Source organism: Paraburkholderia sp. SARCC-3016 (assembly GCF_031119615.1).
Lineage (GTDB): Bacteria > Pseudomonadota > Gammaproteobacteria > Burkholderiales > Burkholderiaceae > Paraburkholderia.
Genome location: NZ_JAVHZD010000005.1, coordinates 23,130 through 40,901, shown reverse-complemented (window position 1 = coordinate 40,901; position 17,772 = coordinate 23,130). Strand labels below are relative to the sequence as shown.

The 17,772-nt window shown below is 65.4% G+C and carries 19 protein-coding genes; 9 read left to right on the top strand and 10 right to left on the bottom strand.

The annotated features are described in order from the left end of the window. Positions 1 to 11 precede the first annotated feature (11 nt). The 4 genes from QYH69_RS06775 (at position 12) to QYH69_RS06760 (ending at position 3,806) form a co-directional block, all read left to right on the top strand. A complete protein-coding gene (locus QYH69_RS06775) occupies positions 12 to 797 on the top strand; it encodes an SRPBCC family protein (protein WP_308831128.1) in 786 nt (261 codons plus the stop codon). Positions 798 to 802: 5 nt separating this feature from the next. Next, entirely contained in the window at positions 803 to 2,077 is a 1,275-nt protein-coding gene (locus QYH69_RS06770) for a DUF1116 domain-containing protein (protein WP_308831127.1), read from the top strand. A gap of 89 nt (positions 2,078 to 2,166) precedes the next feature. Next, positions 2,167 to 2,544, top strand: a complete 378-nt coding sequence (gene hpxZ / locus QYH69_RS06765) for an oxalurate catabolism protein HpxZ (RefSeq protein ID WP_308831126.1) — start codon at positions 2,167 to 2,169, stop codon at positions 2,542 to 2,544. Then, positions 2,541 to 3,806: an amidase gene (locus QYH69_RS06760; RefSeq protein ID WP_308831125.1), complete on the top strand. Its 1,266-nt coding sequence runs from the start codon at positions 2,541 to 2,543 to the stop codon at positions 3,804 to 3,806. Before hpxZ ends, QYH69_RS06760 begins: the two co-directional genes overlap by 4 nt. A 6-nt stretch (positions 3,807 to 3,812) precedes the next feature. Here the strand turns inward: QYH69_RS06760 and QYH69_RS06755 are convergent, their stop codons facing one another. Beyond that, positions 3,813 to 4,370, bottom strand: coding sequence for a MarR family transcriptional regulator (locus tag QYH69_RS06755; RefSeq protein WP_308831124.1), 558 nt, complete (start codon positions 4,368 to 4,370; stop codon positions 3,813 to 3,815). Positions 4,371 to 4,814: 444 nt separating this feature from the next. Between QYH69_RS06755 and QYH69_RS06750 the strand changes: the two genes are divergently transcribed. The 4 genes from QYH69_RS06750 to QYH69_RS06735 all read left to right on the top strand — a co-directional run bounded on the left by QYH69_RS06750 (position 4,815) and on the right by QYH69_RS06735 (position 7,884). Continuing rightward, the gene (locus tag QYH69_RS06750; protein WP_308831123.1) at positions 4,815 to 5,711 is read left to right on the top strand and encodes a transporter substrate-binding domain-containing protein; all 897 of its coding nucleotides are present in this window, start codon (positions 4,815 to 4,817) and stop codon (positions 5,709 to 5,711) included. A gap of 21 nt (positions 5,712 to 5,732) precedes the next feature. Then, entirely contained in the window at positions 5,733 to 6,377 is a 645-nt protein-coding gene (locus tag QYH69_RS06745; protein ID WP_075160140.1) for an amino acid ABC transporter permease, read from the top strand. Then, on the top strand, positions 6,374 to 7,033 hold the full coding sequence (locus QYH69_RS06740) for an amino acid ABC transporter permease (RefSeq protein WP_308831122.1): 660 nt from the start codon (positions 6,374 to 6,376) through the stop codon (positions 7,031 to 7,033). Before QYH69_RS06745 ends, QYH69_RS06740 begins: the two co-directional genes overlap by 4 nt. 104 nt (positions 7,034 to 7,137) lie before the next feature. Continuing rightward, on the top strand, positions 7,138 to 7,884 hold the full coding sequence (locus QYH69_RS06735; protein ID WP_308831296.1) for an amino acid ABC transporter ATP-binding protein: 747 nt from the start codon (positions 7,138 to 7,140) through the stop codon (positions 7,882 to 7,884). A 2-nt stretch (positions 7,885 to 7,886) separates the two neighbouring features. Here QYH69_RS06735 and QYH69_RS06730 read toward each other — a convergent pair whose 3' ends face one another. From QYH69_RS06730 to QYH69_RS06705, 6 genes are all read right to left on the bottom strand, one after another. Next, positions 7,887 to 8,852, bottom strand: coding sequence for a glycosyltransferase family A protein (locus QYH69_RS06730; protein WP_308831121.1), 966 nt, complete (start codon positions 8,850 to 8,852; stop codon positions 7,887 to 7,889). 283 nt (positions 8,853 to 9,135) lie between these two features. Then, positions 9,136 to 10,179: a sulfate ABC transporter substrate-binding protein gene (locus QYH69_RS06725; RefSeq protein ID WP_308831120.1), complete on the bottom strand. Its 1,044-nt coding sequence runs from the start codon at positions 10,177 to 10,179 to the stop codon at positions 9,136 to 9,138. Positions 10,180 to 10,313: 134 nt separating this feature from the next. Next, complete coding sequence (locus QYH69_RS06720; protein ID WP_308831119.1) at positions 10,314 to 10,850, bottom strand: cupin domain-containing protein; 537 nt, start codon at positions 10,848 to 10,850, stop codon at positions 10,314 to 10,316. 206 nt (positions 10,851 to 11,056) lie between these two features. After that, on the bottom strand, positions 11,057 to 11,911 hold the full coding sequence (locus QYH69_RS06715; RefSeq protein WP_308831118.1) for a peptidase S11: 855 nt from the start codon (positions 11,909 to 11,911) through the stop codon (positions 11,057 to 11,059). Positions 11,912 to 11,976: 65 nt separating this feature from the next. Continuing rightward, on the bottom strand, positions 11,977 to 12,948 hold the full coding sequence (locus QYH69_RS06710) for a peptidoglycan DD-metalloendopeptidase family protein (protein ID WP_308831117.1): 972 nt from the start codon (positions 12,946 to 12,948) through the stop codon (positions 11,977 to 11,979). A 308-nt stretch (positions 12,949 to 13,256) separates the two neighbouring features. Beyond that, the gene (locus tag QYH69_RS06705) at positions 13,257 to 13,481 is read right to left on the bottom strand and encodes a hypothetical protein (RefSeq protein ID WP_308831116.1); all 225 of its coding nucleotides are present in this window, start codon (positions 13,479 to 13,481) and stop codon (positions 13,257 to 13,259) included. Positions 13,482 to 13,661: 180 nt separating this feature from the next. Here QYH69_RS06705 and QYH69_RS06700 point away from each other — a divergent pair, with 180 nt between their 5' ends. Next, positions 13,662 to 14,177 (top strand): BspC domain-containing protein, encoded by a 516-nt coding sequence (locus QYH69_RS06700; RefSeq protein ID WP_308831115.1) that lies wholly within the window; start codon positions 13,662 to 13,664, stop codon positions 14,175 to 14,177. 63 nt (positions 14,178 to 14,240) lie between these two features. On the opposite strand, the gene QYH69_RS06695 is transcribed toward QYH69_RS06700, so the two are convergent. Genes QYH69_RS06695 through QYH69_RS06685 form a run of 3 tightly spaced genes read right to left on the bottom strand, consistent with a single transcriptional unit; the run spans position 14,241 to position 17,753 of the window. Continuing rightward, on the bottom strand, positions 14,241 to 14,978 hold the full coding sequence (locus tag QYH69_RS06695) for an MmgE/PrpD family protein (protein WP_308831114.1): 738 nt from the start codon (positions 14,976 to 14,978) through the stop codon (positions 14,241 to 14,243). Then, positions 14,971 to 16,326 carry an MmgE/PrpD family protein gene (locus tag QYH69_RS06690; protein WP_308831113.1) on the bottom strand — a complete coding sequence of 452 codons (1,356 nt, stop codon included), beginning with the start codon at positions 16,324 to 16,326 and terminating at the stop codon, positions 14,971 to 14,973. Before QYH69_RS06690 ends, QYH69_RS06695 begins: the two co-directional genes overlap by 8 nt. Next, positions 16,323 to 17,753 carry an MFS transporter gene (locus QYH69_RS06685; RefSeq protein ID WP_308831112.1) on the bottom strand — a complete coding sequence of 477 codons (1,431 nt, stop codon included), beginning with the start codon at positions 17,751 to 17,753 and terminating at the stop codon, positions 16,323 to 16,325. Before QYH69_RS06685 ends, QYH69_RS06690 begins: the two co-directional genes overlap by 4 nt. Positions 17,754 to 17,772: the final 19 nt, after the last annotated feature.

The window sequence follows — 17,772 nt, the reverse complement described above, 5'->3', positions numbered from 1 at the left end:
CGCGAGACTCAATGGAAATCGAACAAAGCTTTACCGTCGCCTATCCGCTCGACGACGTGTGGACCTCGTTTCATGACACGCCCGGCATCGTAGCGTGTCTGCCCGGCGCGACGCTGACCGCGCCGCCCGACAATGGCGCGCTCAAGCTCGCGATGACCGTCAAGCTCGGCCCGATCGTCGCGAGCTTCGCGGGCGACGGCGAGATGGCGCTCGACGAAAACGAACGGCGCGGCAGCGTCAGCGGCGGCGGCGTCGATCGCAAGAGCGCATCGCGCGTGAAAGGCGTGGCCGCGTTTGCACTGCATGCGATTTCGCCCGAGCAAACGCGCGTGGAGGTCAAGGTCGATTACACGATTGCCGGCACGCTTGCACAGTTTTCGCGCGGCGGCATCGTGAAGGAACTCGCGACGCGCCTGACGGACGCATTTGCACAGAATCTGAAAGCGAAGCTCGATGCGCAGCAACATCATGCAGGCGCGCAAAGCGAGACGCAAAACACCGCGCCGGATGCGATTGCGCCCGCGGCCGACGCGTTGGAACCAGCCGACGCCGAACAGACGCCGGGCGCAGTTCCGACACGCGCCGAAAGTCACATCGCGCAAATCGCGGACGCGCCGCACGCGAGCACCACGGCAGCAAACGCCTCGGCGTCATCGAATCGCGCAGCGGCTCCTTCCACAGCGACGCCTTCTGCAGCGCCGCCGGCCAATGCGCCGCTCGATCTGGGCAATCTGTTCTGGAAAATGCTGTGGTCGCGCATACGCGGCTGGCTGCGCCCCGGCGTGGGTTCGCGATGAATGCGATGAACCACGATGCGCCCGGCCATGCCGGGACAGACGGGCGCGCGAATTCCCAGGCCGACGCAACGCAGCGTGCCCTCGCTCGCCTGTACGCGGTGCGGCCGCATTGGCACACCGTCGCGCGCGCCCGCGACGCCGTCGGCCTGCCCGACTTCACGCTGCTGCACGCGGGGCCGCCTTATGCGGACCCGTGCAATCCTGCGCCACCGGTACTGTCGTCAGCGGTGCTGTGCTGCCTCTACGAAAAATGGGCCACGACCGAAGCGCAAGCCGAACAGATGATCGCAAGCGGCCGGGTCAAGCTGGTCGGCGCGCAATCATTCGGCGTGGTGACGCCGCTTGCCGCTGTGGTGTCGCCGTCGACGACGCTCGTCGAAGTGGCGGACGCGAGCGCATCGAACGCCGCCCATGCATCGGCCGCACCGCGCCGCGCCTGGTCGCTGCTGGGCAGCGGCGCGGGCGCGCAGATCCGTTTCGGCAGCCGCAATCCGCAAGTGCTTGCGCGGCTGGCATGGCGCGATACGGTGCTTGCGCGCCATCTTGCCGCGGCGCTCGCGCGCATCGGCCCGATCGACCTGTTTCCGCTCGCGGCCGCCGGACTTGCCGGCGGAGACGATTTGCATGCGCGTACGACATCGGCAACCGCCGCGCTGCGTGCGCAACTATTGCCTTTCATCGACGAGCCGTCCGTCGCTGCGATGCTCGCCGATACGCCGCTGTTCTTTCTGACGCTGTGGATGGCCGCGTGTCATCTGATGATGTCGGCCGCAGCGCACCACACCGACGACGATGACAACGACAGCGCCGCATCGACACTGGTCGTCGCGTTGGCCGGCAACGGCCGCGAAGTCGGCGTACGGCTCGCGGGCACGCCGTCGGTATGGACCACGCATGCGGCCGCGGCGCCCGCCGGTCCGCGCCTCGACAGCGTCGCCGCGCACCTGCCCGTCGCGCCGCTGACCGGCGACAGCGGCGTGATCGACGCAGCCGGCTTCGGCGCGCACGCGTTCGCGCTGGCGCCCGAACCCGCAAGCGCATTCGCCGCGTGGCTGCCTGCCGGCTGGCGCGATTCGCAGCGCGCCCTGCTCGCCGGCCAGCATCCCGCATTCGATGGCAGATTGCATTGCGCACTCGATGCCGCCGCCGTCGTGCGGCGCGGCATCGAACCGCTCGCCGCCATCGCGATGATCGGCGCCGACGGACGCACGGGTCTCATCGGCCGCGGCGTTTATGCAGCGCCCGTCGCGCTGTTCGAGGCTGCGCTGCAGGCACGCTGACGCCGCGTCGCGAACCGCATGCACGCTCGCTCTTTTTCTGCAAAACTGAACGCCCGCATCACTTGCCTCGGACTCACGCGTTATTCCCTATGCTGATCAACGATCCTGTCACCTACGCTGCCGTCAGCGCCGCATTCGACGCGTACGAAACCGCGCTCACCACCAACGATGTCGAGATGCTCGACACGTTGTTCTGGAACAGCCCGCATACGCTGCGCTATGGGGCGACCGAAAATTTGCACGGATACGACGAAATTCGCGCCTTTCGCGCGCGACGGCCCGGCGCTAACCTCATGCGAACCGTCGTCGATCGTTCGATCACGACATTCGGACACGATTACGCCGTCGCGAACATCGCGTTCACACGCGAAGGCGAAGCGCGCATCGGACGCCAGTCGCAGACCTGGGTGAAGATCGATCAGGAATGGCGCGTCGTCGCCGCGCATGTAAGCTGGATGGACAGATGAACCAGAACACACTGCTCGAACCGGATCTCAATGGCGCCTTCGTCCGCGATGGCTTCAACGCGTTGCCCGCGCCGATTGCCGTAGAGCTGGCCGCGCATCTCGCGGCACGGCCCGCATCGGCTGCAGCCGCTCTAGCGGGCAAGCGTCTCGCGGTCAAAGACGTGTTCGACGTCGAAGGACTGCGCGCCGGCTGCGGCAACCCGACATGGGACGCCGCGCAGCCCGTCGCGACCTCCACCGCGCTTGCCGTGCGCATGCTGCTCGAAGAAGGCACGCAATGGGTCGGCAAGACCGTCACCGACGAACTCACGTACAGCCTTGCCGGCATCAATGTCCATTACGGCACGCCGCGCAATCCTGCGAGTCCGGCACGCATACCGGGCGGATCGTCATCGGGCTCGGCCGTCGCGGTCGCGGCCGGCTACGCGGACATCGGCCTCGGCACCGACTGCGGCGGATCGATCCGGCTGCCCGCAAGCTATTGCGGCATCTGGGGCATCCGGCCGACGCACGGCCGCATCGCCGGCAACGGATGCTTCACGCTCGCGCACAGCTTCGATACGGTCGGCTGGTTCACGCGCGACGGCCGATTGCTCGCCGATGTCTTCAACGTGCTCGCGCGGACCCGCGCGCGAACCTTGCCCGAACGCGTCATGCTGTGCCTGCCCGACGACATCGTCACACTGCTGCACGTGCGCGTCCGGACCGCCTTCGCCACGGCATTCGACGTCTTGTCGGAACGCTTCGAAATGAGCCTGCTGTCGTCGGCGAGCCTCAAACCCGAAACCTGGGCGCAAGGCTTCCGTGTGCTGCAGGCGGCCGAGATCGCACAACAGCATGGCGCATGGGCGATGCGGCATCCCGACAGCTTCGGCGCCGATATCCGCCAGCGCATGCAGGCCGCGGTCACGATCAACCCCGCACAGGTGCACGACGCGCAGCGCGTGCGCGTCGATGCGACCCGCTCGCTCGCGCGCGTCTTCGAGGAACCCGATACCTATATCGTGATGCCGACATTGCCGTGGATCGCGCCGCTGATCGGCACGTCAGGCGCGGAAGTCGACGAAGTGCGCGTGCGCTCGCAGCAGATGCTATGCATCGCCGGGCTCGGCGGTTTGCCGCAGGTCAATCTGCCGTGGACGTCGTTCGACGGCGCGCCGCTCGGGCTCTCGGTGATCGGCGCGCGCGGCGACGACGAAGGCGTGCTCGCGGTCGCGCAAGCGGTGCATGACGCGCTGGCGAGCGCGCAACCGGAGGCCTAGCCTCGCCTACTCGCGTGTACGCTCGCGCCTGATCGGCGTGCGGCTCAGTTCGTTGTTCGTTTCGACGAGCCGCACGAGATACTCCATAAACTGCTTGCGATCGCTGGCCGGCAGCGCCGCCAGCGTGCGTTCATGCGCACGCTCGACGCCGGTTTCGAGCCGCGCCAGCAATGCGCGCCCCACGTCGGTCAGCTCCGCGACCTTCTTGCGCTTGTCGGTGCGCGAGCCGCGCCGCTGGATAAAGCGCCGCTCGGCAAGCCGCGCAATCACATCGGCCGTATTCGCGCGATCGAGCCCGACCGCATTCGACAAGGCAATCTGCTCCGACGGCCCCATCTGATCGAGCGCCGTCAGAATGCTGTATTGCACCGGCGTGATCCCTTCCGGCGCGCACTCCTCGATAAACAGCGCGACGTGAATCTGATGCAGACGGCGGATCAGAAAGCCGGGCCGCGCATCGAGCGCGGTGTGCCGCCACTCGGACGGATCGGCCTCGTCCGCGCGCGCGGGCGCGGCAGGCGCTGCTTGAGCGGCAGTCCGTTTGGTGCGGGCGCGGCCGGTCATGGCGCGCCGCCATCCATGCCGTCATGGGTCGCCTCAGTCATCGTCCGATCTCCTCTAATTCGCGATTTCGTCAGTACACATCGTATCAGGAACAAATGGTTCCGGCGGCGGTACATCGCGTTGCATTTCGCGAGGTCCGCCATGGTTCCATTTTGCATTCGGGCGCATGCACCCGATCATCGAACGCGCTTCTCCTCGCCCGTCCAAAGCAGTGCAAAACACGCAGCGCGACGTGCATTACCGCGATGCTTTGGTGCGTCGTTCCGTTTCCTCGTCTGCCGCCGCCATATGCATCGCACACACACGCCGCGCGGACGCGGCAAACCTCATCACTGGCATGTCATTTGCATCGACGCGTTCGAACTCGTAAGTGTGCAAACAAATATCGCTGTTTCGCAGCGACGCCTCATCGACCGCCGCATCCAAACCGCAAAGGGGAATGACATGCCGTCCCGCTTCAAGTCCAGCATCACCGCCGTTACCGCCATCGCCACGCGACCGCGCGCATCTGCGCGGCGCGCCGTCGTCCTGACGCTGTTCGCGGCGCTCGCCGCCTCGAGTCTCGGCTTCGGCTTCGCGACACATGCCCACGCGGCGGGCGCCGACGACATCAAGGCACGCGGCTATCTGACGGTCGCCACCGAAGACGACTTCAAGCCGTTCGAATTCGTCGACGACGGCAAACCGACCGGCTACGACAACGAGATGCTCGCGCTCGTGAAAAAGAAGCTGCCGGTCGAAGTGCGGCAGCAGATCATGCCGTGGCCCGGCATCCTGCCCGGCGTGACGACGGGCAAGTACGACATGGCGGTCACCGCGGTGCTCGTCACCCCCGAGCGCAAGAACACGTTCGACTTCACGACGCCGCTCGTCGAATCGACGACCTACTTCGCGACGAAGAAGGGCTCCGGCATCAAGTCGGGCGACGACCTCGTCGGCAAGGTGGTCGGCGTGCAGACCGGCAGTGCGATGCTCGCCGATCTGAAGGCCTACGACGAGGGCCTTAAAAAGAAGCATGGCGGCCAGGGCATCAAACAGATCGTCGAATATCAATCGTATCCGGAGGCGTATCAGGATCTCGGCGTCGGCCGGCTCGATGCGGTTGCGAATACGCAAATCAACCTGAACTCGCTGATCAAGACGCGTCCCGACAATTTCGCGCTCGGCCAGGCGATCGGCCAGCCCGTCTATATCGCGTGGGCCGTGAAGAAAGGCAATACCGCTGCGCTTCAGATGATCAATGCCGTTCTGTTCGACCTGCGCAAGAGCGGCGAGATGTACGCGATGCAGAAGAAGTGGTTCGGCGCGAGCTTCGAATCGATGCCGCAGTCGATCAACTGATTGCGTAGACGAGCCCGCCTGATGACCGCATTCGACTATTGGAGCATCACGCGCGGCGCGCTCTCGACGATCTCGCTGTCGCTCGCGAGCATCGTGCTCGGCGTGCCGCTCGGCCTCGCGCTCGCGTTGATCCGCTGGGCACGCGTGCCGGTGCTCGACCGCGCGGTGTATTCGTACGTGAGTATCGTCCGCTCGTGCCCGACCGTCACGCTGACGCTGCTGATTTTCTTCGCGCTGCCGCAGTTCGGGTTGTCGCTCGATCCGGTGCCCGCGGCCATCGTCGCGCTGACCATCAGCACGTCCGCGTTCAATTGCGAAGTGTGGCGCAGCGCGCTGATCGAGTTTCCGCGCGATCAGTACGACGCGGCACTGTCGTTCGCGATGCCGCGGCTCACCCGCATGCGTCGCATCGTGCTCCCCCAGGTCTGGCGCGCGAGCCTGCCGGGCCTCGTCAACGAAATGACGCTGCAGATCAAATCGACGCCGGCCGTCGCCGTAATCGGCATCGTCGAAATCACGCGCGCGGCGCTGCGCGTCGGCTCGAATACGTACGAGCCGCTGCCGCCGTTCGTGTTCGCGCTCGTGCTGTACAGCGTGATCGTCTACGCGCTGCTGCGCGTGCAGCGGACCATCGAGTCGCGCGTGCGGCAAGGAGAGGCCGCATGATCCACGACTTCGCGACGATCTGGGCGCAGCGCGCCGACGTGCTGTCCGGCCTCCTCAATACCGTGATTCTGCTCGTTTCGTCGGCGTTTGCGTCGCTCGTGCTCGGCGCGCTGCTCACACCGCTGCTGATGTCGAAGCGCAAGGCGATTGCGCGCGCGGCAACGGCCTACGTCGATGCGATGCGCTGCGCGCCGTTCCTGCTGTTCGTATATCTGATTTATTTCGGGCTGCCGACGCTCGGCATCAGTCTGTCGAACTGGTGGGCCGGCGCGATCGCGCTGATTCTCTACAACACCGCGTATATGGCCGAACTGTTGCGCGGCGCGTGGCGTGAGTTGCCCGTTACGCTGATCGAATCGGGCAAGGCATACGGCTTTTCCGGTTTCACGCTGCTGCGCCGGATCATCCTGCCGCCGATCTTCCTGCGCGCGATGCCGATGATCGGCAATCAGATCATCCAGATCGTGAAAGACAGCGCATTTCTGACTGTGATCGCCGTCAACGAGCTCACGCATGAAATGACCGGCATCCAGTCGACCTATTTCATTCCGTTCGCGGCCTTCGTCACGGCCGTGCTGCTTTACTGGTGCGTCTGCCTCGCGATCGAGGCCGGCACCGGTGCCTTGAACAAACTTGCCGAGGAACGCCGCGCGTGAATTCCCCTACCGCTTCGTGGGCTGCCGCCCCGCCCACGCAACCCGCAACCCAACCCCTGCACGACGCCACGCTCGCCGCGCAAGACGGCGCACGCCCGGTCGTGATGCTAAGCGGCATCTCGAAGTCGTTCGGCAGCAATCAGGTCTTGCGCGACGTGTCGCTGCACGTCGCGCAAGGCGAAACGATCTGCCTGCTCGGGCCGTCCGGCTGCGGCAAATCCACGCTGCTTCGCTGCATCAACTGGCTCGAGACGCCCGATGCGGGCAGCGTGCATATTTCCGGCAAGCGCATGGGCGTGCGCGACAACACGCGCATCAAGATGAGCGATGCGGATCTCGCCCAGATGCGCGCGAAAATCGGCATGGTATTTCAGCACTTTGCGCTATGGCCGCATCTGACCGTGCTCGAAAACGTGATGGAAGCGCCGCTGCACGTGTTGCAGCGCGACCGGGCAAGCGTGCGCGCCGAGGCCGAAGCGCTGCTCGCGCGCGTGGGCCTCGCCGACAAGCGCGATCAGTTTCCGTCACGGCTGTCGGGCGGCCAGAAGCAGCGCGTCGGCATCGCACGCGCGCTGGCGATGAAACCCGACGTGCTGCTGTTCGACGAGCCGACTAGCGCGCTCGACCCGGAGCTCGTCGGCGAGGTACTCGCGGTCATGAAATCGCTTGCCGCCGAAGGCGCGACGATGATCATCGTCACGCACGAGATGGAATTCGCGCGCCAGGTCGCGACACGCGTCGTGTTTATGGACGGCGGCCAGGTTGTCGAGAGCGCGCCGCCCGAGGCGTTTTTCGGCGCGCCCAGGTCGCCGCGCGCGCAGCAGTTCCTTGCGCGCTTCAACAAGGGCTGACTTCAATCGGCGCGCTGCGGCACGCCGTGGCCCGGCTTCAGCGACGCAACGGCAATCCTCGCGAGGTGAAAATACAGTCGCCGGTCGAAGCCGTAGCGGTAGGCATACAGATGCGTGAGCGCGACGCGCAACGCGCGCATGGGCGCGCCGTTCTTCGCGTAGATCGACACGACGATCGGCACCATGCGCCGCAACGCGACACGGCGCGCGGGCTCGAGCGGCGGCGGCAACGCCAGATGCACGAGGAAATCGTACGCATGCATGGTCGCCGCGCCCATCGAAGCACGCGTCGCGGTCGTGATAGACACACCCGTCTTCCGGTAGTACGACACATACTCCTTCAGGTAGTACACGCCGCGCGCCGCGAGGCATAGCTGCGTGCCGAACACATATTCGCAGCCCAGACCGTAGCGCTCCTTGTAGCTGATGCGCTTGACCAGATCGGCATTCGCCATCCAGCCGTTGTTCGGCAGCATCTGGATCACGCCGGTGCGCCCCGGCAGCGGCTGCAAGCCTTGCGCGCCGGCCGTGCGGAAATACGCGACATTGAGCCGTGCGCTGCCTTCGATGTCGATCTTGCCGGCCTCGTCCACCTCGTACTGATCGCCGAACGCGACTTCGATCGCGGGGCTCAGCGCCCATGCGCGCAGCAGCCGGTCGACGCAATCGTGTGCGAGATAGTCGTCGTCGTGAATCAGCACGATCTTGTCGCCGGTTGCGCGTGCGAACAGGCTTGCGATATTGCGCGGCTGTTTCAGCGACGGCTCGTGTTTCCAGTAACGGATGCGCGGTTCGCCTGCGTAGCGCGTTTCGATCAGCTGCCTCGTGCGGTCGTCTTTCGAATCGTCGCCGATCAGTACTTCGATATTCGGGTACGTCTGCGCAAGACACGAATCGAGACACTGGACGATCAGATCGGGACGCTGATACGTCGGCAGACAGATCGAAACTTTGGTTTCCGTTGTCATGACGAAGTGACTCTCGTGATGGAACGCACTCGTGCCCGACACTTCACTGTCGAACAATTCGACGCGAGGGTCCGGCGGGGCGGACGAAAGTCATGCCCCGTGAATCGCTTATGTCCGCAAAGGCGTCAGCCGTTCGAGGTCTGAAAGTAGTACGTGATCGATCGCGCGCCGGATTAGTTCCGCGCTCGCGTCAGGTCGACGCGAAATCGATGTGCAGTCGCTGCGCAAGCCGCGGGCCCGCGCAGCGAAGGGACGGAAGGGGACGGAAGAAGACGGAAGCGAGCTACTTCCGGTCGACGATGATCCGATCGAACGTGCCGCCATCGGCAAAATGCACCTTCTGTGCGTTCTGCCAGTTGCCGAATACCTGCTCGACCGTGAAAGTTTTGATCGGCTTGAACTCGTTTGCATGCTTCGCGAGCACCGACGCGTCGGTCGGCCGCAAGTGATGCTTCGCCATGATTTCCTGCGCGGCGGGCGAATACAGGAAGTCGACGAACGCCTGCGCTTCCTTGCGCGTGCCGCGCTTGTCGACCACCTTGTCGACCACGGCGACGGGCGGCGCCGCAAGAATGCTCATCGACGGATACACGACATCGAAACCGCCGCCGCCCACGCCGCTATCGATCAGCGCCACCTCGTTTTCGAAGGTCACGAGCACATCGCCGATGCCGCGCTGCGTGAAGGTTGTCGTCGCGCCGCGTCCGCCGGTATCGAGCACGGGCACATTGCGGAAGATCGCTTTCTCGAAGTCGAGCGCCTGCGCATCGGTTGCGCCGTGCAGCTTCCTGTATCCCCACGCGGCCAGGTACGTGTAGCGTCCATTGCCGGCCGTCTTCGGATTCGGAATCACAACCTGCATGCCCGGCTTTGCAAGATCGTCCCAATCCTCGATGTGCTTCGGATTGCCCTTGCGCACGAGGAACACCATCGTCGTCGTATACGGTGCGCTGTCGTGCGGCAGGCGCGTACGCCAGTTCTCGGGCAGCAAATGCCCCTGCTGCGCGAGCAGATCGATATCGTTCTGCTGGTTCATCGTCACGACGTCGGCCGGCAGGCCCTGCAGCACCGACAGCGCCTGCGCGCTCGAGGCACCGTGCGACTGGCGCACGTCGACGGTCTCGCCCGTCTTCTGTTTGTATTCGGCGGTGAAGGCCGGGTCGATGTCCTTATACAGTTCGCGCGCCACGTCGTACGACACATTGAGCAGTGTCGTATCCGCATGCGCCGCGCGCGGTGCCGCTTGCCACAGCGCCAGTGCCGCAGCCGCCGCGAGCGCGAGGCGCGCAGCGGCGAGCGGTCGTGCTTGAGCCGTCTTGCCAGTCATTTCTTCTCCGGTGAGGGTCGTTTATAGACGAGTAACAGACAAAGTCTCGCCGACGGGCCGCACATTGGCCGCCGATCTGCGATCGATGTGCAATCGATACGGAGCCGTCGCCCGCTATTATTCGCGAAACCGCTTCACGGATGCTGGGAAAGCGGCATCCCGCCGGTGCCCGCATAAAACACGATCAGCGTAACGGGGCTATCACCGGTTACACCGCGATGGACGCTGCCCACCGTTTCGGGCAAGACCTGCCCGGCTTTGACCGTCTGTTTCTCGCCGTCCTCTTTTTCAACGGTGATCTCGCCGGACACCACATAGCCCGCGTTCGGCATCGGATGCGTGTGCCACGGCAGCACCGAATGCGCGGGAATCTCGATCTTCAGCACCGACAGTTGCGGCTGCCCGGACGGATATGCCTTGTAGCGCGTGCCGTCCCACGACTTTTCGGTCTTGAGCAGGGTTTCGACCTTGATGCCCGATGCAGGCTGTTGTGCGAAAGCCGTGCCCGCGAATGCGATGCCGATGCCGATGCCAAGCGCGGCGAGCGTGCCGCGCGCGAACACGCGGCGACGCCGCGCCGGATGGCGCGCCGGTGGATGATCGATATCGAAATTGTCGAAACGGTTTAAATCGGAAGACAGGCGGGCACGGGCCGCGGTACAGGCTTGCATGATCTCGTTTGCTCCTCGAAGGCTGATAAGGCGGTCCAGTCAGCATCGACATGACATCGGCATCGGCTCCGGACGAGTTCGAGCGAACCGATGTTACCGAAACCGCGCAATCAATAGAACGCGTGGCACGGATCGTTCATTCCCTTCATGGGAGCCGCCCGTTGGGGAGAAACGGGAACGAGGTGTTGCTATGTTGCCGCCACGGCCTAGCGGCGTTTGCGCGTCATTCTGTGCGTTGCGTGCGTGCGCGGTCCGTCGATCAGCCAGCGCCGCAGATCGATTGCATCCTGGAAGTGCGCGGTCGGTGTCGGGTCGCCGAGCAGCACGATCAGCGCCGCACGTCCGCGCACCTGCGTGACGATAACGAGGCAATGGCCCGCTTCGTTCGTGAAGCCGGTCTTCTGCAGGCCGACATGCCACGATGCGCGGCGCACGAGCGGGTCGGTGTTGTGATACATGAGCGGGCCTGCGCCGCCGAGCACCAGTTGCCCCTTCGACGTCGAGTACTTCCGGATCTTCGCGTAGCGATACGCGGCGCGCGCAAGCCGCGTGAGATCGCGCGCCGTCGAGACATTGCGCGGCGAGAGCCCGGCCGGGTCCACGAAATGGCTGCGCGACATATGCAGCCGCCGCGCCGTACGGTTCATCGCCCGCACGAAGCCGCCGCGCCCGCCCGCATAGTCGCGGCTCAACGCAAACGCCGCACGGTTCTCCGACGACATCAGCGCGATATGCAGCATGGTCTTGCGCAACAGCAGCGAACCCACGGGCAGACGCGAGCGCGACCATTTCAGACGGTCGACATCGTCGTGCGTGATGCGCGCCGGACGCAGCAGCGAGCGCTTCGAATCGAGCACGACCATCGCGGTCAGCAGCTTGGTCAGCGACGCGATCGGCAACCGTTCGTCGGCATGTTTCGCGTAGAGCGTCCCGCCGCTCGCGAGATCGACGACCATCGCCGCGCGGGCCAGCACGGCCGGCCGCGGCGCCACGCGCTTCGCGAGTGCGAGCGCGGGAACAAGGCACGCGAGGATCACGACGGCCGTGAGAAGCTGCCGCATGTGCGTCGCGCGCAGCACAGGTAGCCACGGCGGGACAGTCGGAACAGAACGTAGCGCGCCGCCCCTCATAGCAGCGCGGACAGGCGCTGCGCCTGCGCGGCGAAACGCTTGCGCTCGTCGCCATGCAGCCCCGAGCCGTGGCCGGGCAAGGCGACCGTGAGCGGGTCGCGCGGCACGTCGTCGACCCGCACCTCGAAATGCAGATGCGGCCCCGTGGCCCATCCGCTCGAGCCGACATAGCCGATCACCTGTCCGCGATGCACGCGGCTGCCGCGATGCAAGCCCTTCGCGAAACGCGACAGGTGCGCAAACGCGGTTTGATACGGCGGCACGTTATCGAGCACGACGATGCGGCCGTAGCCGCGCTCATGGCCGATAAACGAGACGGTGCCGCGCGCCGTCGCGTGCACGGGCGTACCCGTCGGGGCCGCGAGATCGACGCCGTCGTGGCTCTGCCAGCGGTGCGTCACCGGGTCGAGGCGCCGCAGCGCGAAGCCCGACGACACGCGCGTGTACGCCACCGGAAAGCGCGCAAACGACGGCGTCGTGCTCGTGCCGCTTTTCGTGTAGTAAAACGGTTTGCCCTGCAGATTGCGGTGCAGGAACAGATCGTGCGACGCATTGCCGCGCTGCACACGCACCGCGAGCGGCTCGCCCTTCGCTGCTTCTTTGGACCCGCCCGCCGCAGACGGCGCAAGCACCACGCTAACCGTATCGCCGTGCCGCAGATCGCGGCGAAAATCGATCACGCCAGAATACGAACGCTCGAGCAGCGATGCCGTGCGCGCGTCGACGCCGAGCAGTTGCATCGCGTCGTCGAAGCTCGTTTGCAAGGGCACCGTGCGAACGGTCATCGGCGGCGGCGCGGCGGTGGCGCCTGTTGCCGCGCTTGCGGCACTTGCGCCATTTGCACTGTTCCCGGCCGGCGCCGCGCGCGATGCATCGGCGTCGCGGCTCATCGGCTGAGCCGGCAACGCGTCCGCATCGTCGCTCCCGGCGAGCGGCCGCGTATGAGACACGGAAAACGGTTCGGTCATCAGCCACGCTGCACAGGCCGAACTGATCGCACAAAGAAATAAAACCTTGCCGGCGCGCGTCGAAAGCGCTGCCACTACGGGAAAAGGCATGGAAAAGAAGGCGGAAAAACAGGAAGCGGGATTGACGAGCCTGCTTGCGGCAGGTACGTATCGGCGTGTAGCGGTGATCGCACTGCCCTATTCGCGCTGTACGCACGCGTGAATAACGTGCGCGGCGAATCGACTGAATGGTTTCGACGGCATGGGGAGGCTGGCTTGGCCATGAGGTCGGGGAAGCCAAACCGTAAGGTGCGAATCTTAAGTGAAACTTAAACGAGGCTTATCTTGTCGCGGCGCGCACGATGCAGATGGCGCGCGCTGGCTTGCCACTTCGCCGCGATACAGTCGGCGACCGCCGCGACCGTCGCGTGCGAACGCACGGTCCACGCAGGCGGCCTCGCAAACACGCTGTCCTTGTTCGAACAGGCCGTCGCAAGCAACACGACGAGGCCCAGTGCCGCGAGCAGATTGAAAAATGGGAGGCGGCTTCTCATTGCATAATGCGCGGCAGCAGCGGAACTTTCGCCATACTAGATGGCCACATTGTCCAACGCGCGAGACGAACCGCCACACAGATCGACACACAACCGCTACGCACAGCGCGACACCGTCCAGTCGTCGTGGCTGCGCGGTGTTCATGGATTCAACAGCCTCACTCGCCTCTCTTACCCGTCATGAAAGGATTTGTCGTTCCCATCGCCCTTACCGGCGCTCTGCTGATTCTCCAAGCCGCGTCATCGCATGCCCAGGATGCGATTCCCGAGGACTACGCCTATCTCACCCACATCAACGTCCGCCCCGCGGTCATCAATTGCATTGCGGAAATAGACCGCTGGATCCGCACTGCAACACGCTACGACACGTTTCTCGCACCCGACGTGCGCCTGCTGAAGGCGAAGATTCGCGACGTCGACGCTAGCGCGCAGGCTTCCGCCACGCAGAGCACTGCACAACGCCCGACGCAAAGCACCGCACAAAACCTCGCGCAGAGCGTCCCACAGAGCGTGTCACAAAGCGCTTCGCAGCCCGGTGCCGCCGAGCCGCGCACATCGCAAGTCGATTCGACGGTGACGATTCACGGCTCGGCGAGAACCCGCAAGCGCAACGCGTGGGTGCCGGCGATCGCCAGGTGCGGTTTCTGGCATTCGCATGTCGTGTCCGTCACGCTGGAGCCGTTCTCACCGCGCTGATCGCGCAGCGAGAAAGGCTCATGCGCGGCTCATGCACGACTCATGCATGGGCTCATGCACGACTCACTGAGCCGACAGCCACTCGTCGCCGAGACCCTCGGTGATCGCCGCCGCATCGAACCGGTACGCCATCAGCGCAGCGAAACCGCGCCGGCCGTCGATCGAAGCGGGCGCACTCGTGAAGCCATGCTTCGCCATCAGCGCGGCCTCGATCGCATCGGCGGCCGCCTTGCCGACCTCGAGCCCCGCGAGCGGCAGCCCCGCGTTATGGGCAAGTCCCGCCGATTGCGTCGCCGCGATGCCGAGCGCGTTGCGCGTGCGCGTTTCGTCGAGCTTCAGGATGCGCGCGACCGCGAGCACGGCGCCGAGCACGCCGACAGCCGATGCAACGTTCCAGCGCGCGCGAAACTCGTCGCTGTCCACCGCATTGCGAATGCGCAGCGCGGCTTCGATGCCGACCGCGGCGGCGGCCGCGAGATCGTCGGCATCGGCCGACACCAGTTCGCCGATCGCGACGACGGCGGCCAGCACCGGCGTCGCCTCGGTCGCGGACGCCTCGTTCGCGAGCGTCGCGCCGAGCGCCCACGATTGCACGCGCGTGTCGTTCGGTCCGCTGCCCTGCGATTGCAGCAGCGCGGCGGTCTGCCGGCCCGCCTGATTCAGCGACGCGACCTTCGAACGCGCATGCCCGACGGCACGCGCCGCGGCAGCGACGGCCCGCGCGCCTCGTTCAGTGAGCGGGCCCGACGCGAACCGGACCAGCGCGTCGGATACGGCGGAGTGAGCAGCAGGGTTATGCATGATTCGATTCCTTCGTCGTGGTGCAAAGCGCGAAAAGTCCGTCGAGATTCGCCGCGTCGGCAAGACCATCGACAAGCGCCGCGAGCTTCTGCGCAGTGCCGTTGCCAAGCAGCGGATCGACAAGCAGGCGAACCTTGTTCAGCAGTTCGTCGTCGGTGAGCGGGCGCGCGATACTGCCGCGCGCATGCTCGACGTGATGTTTGACGCTCATGCCATTCTTCAGGCGCGCTTCGATGAACACTTCGTCGCGGTTCACGGACGTATCGGGCGCTAGCGTCGTTTTCGCACGCACGGCCTTGACGTCGTCCTGCACGACGCGCGCATCTTCGTACTGCGCGATGCCGACCACCTTGTCGCACAACGCGGCTGCCACGCCGTGAATGGCACTGAAGCGCGCCTGCAAGCCGTCCTTCGGCTGCGGGTTGCCCATCAGCTCGGGCACGAGCGGATGGCAACGCAGCGCGATCGTCTCGATGTCGGCCGGGTTCGAAATCTTTTCCGACAGCGCGAGACCGCCGTCGATCGCCGGATGCGCGACGATGCCGCACGGATACGGCTTGTATGTATTGAAGAGCAGTTCCCAGCGCTCGCCGAATGCACCGATCATCAGATCGAAATCGACTTTGGTCGACATCGAATGCGAATAGCCGCCTTGCGCTTCGAAGATATCGGCCTGCGAGCGTTGTCCCGCCTTCGCGAGACGCGCAGCCGCGATGCCATTCGACGCAGCCTTGCCCGGGTGATAGGGCTTCGTCATCGTGCCGAACGCCTCGCGATGGCCGACGAACATCGAGGCCGCGATGCCGACCGCGTCCGCGAGTTGCGCTTCGTCAAGACCGAGCAGCAGGCCCGCCGTGAACGCGCAACCGATCACGCCGCAGGTACCCGTGATGTGCCAGCCGCGGTCGTAATGCTCGGGCGAGATCGATACGCCGACGCGCAGTTGCGCCTCGCAGCCGAGCGCGAATGCACTCAGCGCCGCGGCGCCGGTCGGCTTCGTTTCGGGCGCGAGCGCGGTCAGCACCGCGAGCACCGACGCGGCCGGGTGAATCACGGTCGCAAGATGGGTGTCGTCGAAATCGTCGAGATGGCCGGCAAAGCCGGTCGCCAGCGCCGAGAAATGCACATCGACGCGTTCGGTGCGGCCCGGCACCGGCGCGAGCGCGGCCACGCGCAAGTCGCGCGCGGCCCCGAGAATCGCGTCGACGCCCGGATGACGCGACGCGCCGATCGACGTTCCGACCACATTGATGAACGAACGCCGGGCCTCCCGTTGGACGTCGGCGGGCAGCGGACGCTGCGCGAGCGCGTAAAGGCCCTGCGCGAATGCGGCGGCGGCAAAACTCATTGAGACAACTCCTCGAGACGAACGCCGTTGGTCTTCGGGCCGAGCACGCCGACCATCACGACGATCACTAACATGGCTGACGAAATCAGCACGAACACGGCGGTCACGCCCGACTGCTTGAGCAAGGCCGCCACCCAGAACCCCACGAAAATCGAACTGACCCGGCTCCAGCTGAACACGAAGCCGACTGCGCGGGCGCGGATGCGGGTCGGATACAGCTCGGCCTGGTACGTATGGAAAATGCCGATCAGCCAGTTGTTCGCGACCGTCACCGCGCTGCCGCAGATCAGGATCAGCGCGGGCTCGCGCGCCTGGCCGAACAGCACGCCGGCCACCGCCACGACGAGCGCGCAGCCCACCAGCTGCCATTTGCGCTCGAGCCGTTCCGCAAAAATCATTGCGCCGATCGCACCGAGCGGCGTCGCAAACGCGATCACCATCGTGTAGAGCAGCGAGTGCGTGATCGTGATGCCCTTCGAAAACAGCAGCACCGGCACCCACGAGCCGAAGCCGTACACGCCGAAGGTCTGGCAGAAGTTGAACAGCGACAGCATGATCGTGCGCGGCAGATAGCGGCCCTTCCACATCTCGGCCCACGCCCCCTTGTCCGTGTCCGATGCGGGGGCGCGCGCGGGCGCCCTTGCGGCATCGGCCTTAGGCGCGGCGAGCGGCCGGCCCGTTTCGGCGACCACGCGTGCTTCGATCGCATCGACGATCGCACCTGCTTCCTGAGTGCGGCCCTTGCTTTCGAGCCAGCGCGGCGACTCCGGCAGGCCGCGCCGCACGAACCAGATCGCGATCGCGCCGGCCGAACCGATGATCATGACCCAGCGCCAGCCCTCGAGGCCGAGCACGGTACGCGGCACGAGCGCATACGCGAGCACCGCGACGACCGGCACGGACGTGAGGATCACGAGAATGCTGAACGCCATGTAGCGGCCGCGCGTCTTGTACGGCGTGAGCTCCGAGATGTAGGTGTCGACCGTCAGCAGTTGCACGCCGATGCCCGCGCCCGCGACGAAACGCCATACGTCGAGCAGTTCCGGCGAAGTCTGGAAAGCCGCAATGAAAGTCGCGATCGAATAGATGACCATCGCCGCCGTAAATACGGCGCGCCGTCCGTAGCGGTCCGTGATCCCGCCAAGCGCGACGGTGCCGAGAAACATGCCGGCAAAGAACGAACCGAGAAAACTCGCAAAGCCGTTGACGTCGAACAGACTGGCCGTCGTCGCCCGGTACAGGCCGCTGTGAATCAGGCCGAGCGACACATACGCCGCCATGAAGAGTTCGTAGAACTCGAACCAGCCGCCGACCGCGATGCGCGCCACGAGCCCTCTGAAATAGCGCGTGGGCGGCAGCCGGTCGAGGCGCGCCGAAACGCTCGCATGACCGTACCCGGCGGTTGCAAGCTCCTTATCCATATACATCGACGTCTCCTGTCTTCCA

Coding starts and splice junctions, on each gene's coding strand:
- QYH69_RS06775 (WP_308831128.1), top strand. CDS start 12: ATGGAAATCGAACAAAGCTTTACCGTCGCCTATCCGCTCGACGACGTG.
- QYH69_RS06770 (WP_308831127.1), top strand. CDS start 803: ATGAACCACGATGCGCCCGGCCATGCCGGGACAGACGGGCGCGCGAAT.
- hpxZ (WP_308831126.1), top strand. CDS start 2,167: ATGCTGATCAACGATCCTGTCACCTACGCTGCCGTCAGCGCCGCATTC.
- QYH69_RS06760 (WP_308831125.1), top strand. CDS start 2,541: ATGAACCAGAACACACTGCTCGAACCGGATCTCAATGGCGCCTTCGTC.
- QYH69_RS06755 (WP_308831124.1), bottom strand. CDS start 4,370: ATGACCGGCCGCGCCCGCACCAAACGGACTGCCGCTCAAGCAGCGCCT.
- QYH69_RS06750 (WP_308831123.1), top strand. CDS start 4,815: ATGCCGTCCCGCTTCAAGTCCAGCATCACCGCCGTTACCGCCATCGCC.
- QYH69_RS06745 (WP_075160140.1), top strand. CDS start 5,733: ATGACCGCATTCGACTATTGGAGCATCACGCGCGGCGCGCTCTCGACG.
- QYH69_RS06740 (WP_308831122.1), top strand. CDS start 6,374: ATGATCCACGACTTCGCGACGATCTGGGCGCAGCGCGCCGACGTGCTG.
- QYH69_RS06735 (WP_308831296.1), top strand. CDS start 7,138: ATGCTAAGCGGCATCTCGAAGTCGTTCGGCAGCAATCAGGTCTTGCGC.
- QYH69_RS06730 (WP_308831121.1), bottom strand. CDS start 8,852: ATGACAACGGAAACCAAAGTTTCGATCTGTCTGCCGACGTATCAGCGT.
- QYH69_RS06725 (WP_308831120.1), bottom strand. CDS start 10,179: ATGACTGGCAAGACGGCTCAAGCACGACCGCTCGCCGCTGCGCGCCTC.
- QYH69_RS06720 (WP_308831119.1), bottom strand. CDS start 10,850: ATGCAAGCCTGTACCGCGGCCCGTGCCCGCCTGTCTTCCGATTTAAAC.
- QYH69_RS06715 (WP_308831118.1), bottom strand. CDS start 11,911: ATGCGGCAGCTTCTCACGGCCGTCGTGATCCTCGCGTGCCTTGTTCCC.
- QYH69_RS06710 (WP_308831117.1), bottom strand. CDS start 12,948: ATGACCGAACCGTTTTCCGTGTCTCATACGCGGCCGCTCGCCGGGAGC.
- QYH69_RS06705 (WP_308831116.1), bottom strand. CDS start 13,481: ATGAGAAGCCGCCTCCCATTTTTCAATCTGCTCGCGGCACTGGGCCTC.
- QYH69_RS06700 (WP_308831115.1), top strand. CDS start 13,662: ATGAAAGGATTTGTCGTTCCCATCGCCCTTACCGGCGCTCTGCTGATT.
- QYH69_RS06695 (WP_308831114.1), bottom strand. CDS start 14,978: ATGCATAACCCTGCTGCTCACTCCGCCGTATCCGACGCGCTGGTCCGG.
- QYH69_RS06690 (WP_308831113.1), bottom strand. CDS start 16,326: ATGAGTTTTGCCGCCGCCGCATTCGCGCAGGGCCTTTACGCGCTCGCG.
- QYH69_RS06685 (WP_308831112.1), bottom strand. CDS start 17,753: ATGTATATGGATAAGGAGCTTGCAACCGCCGGGTACGGTCATGCGAGC.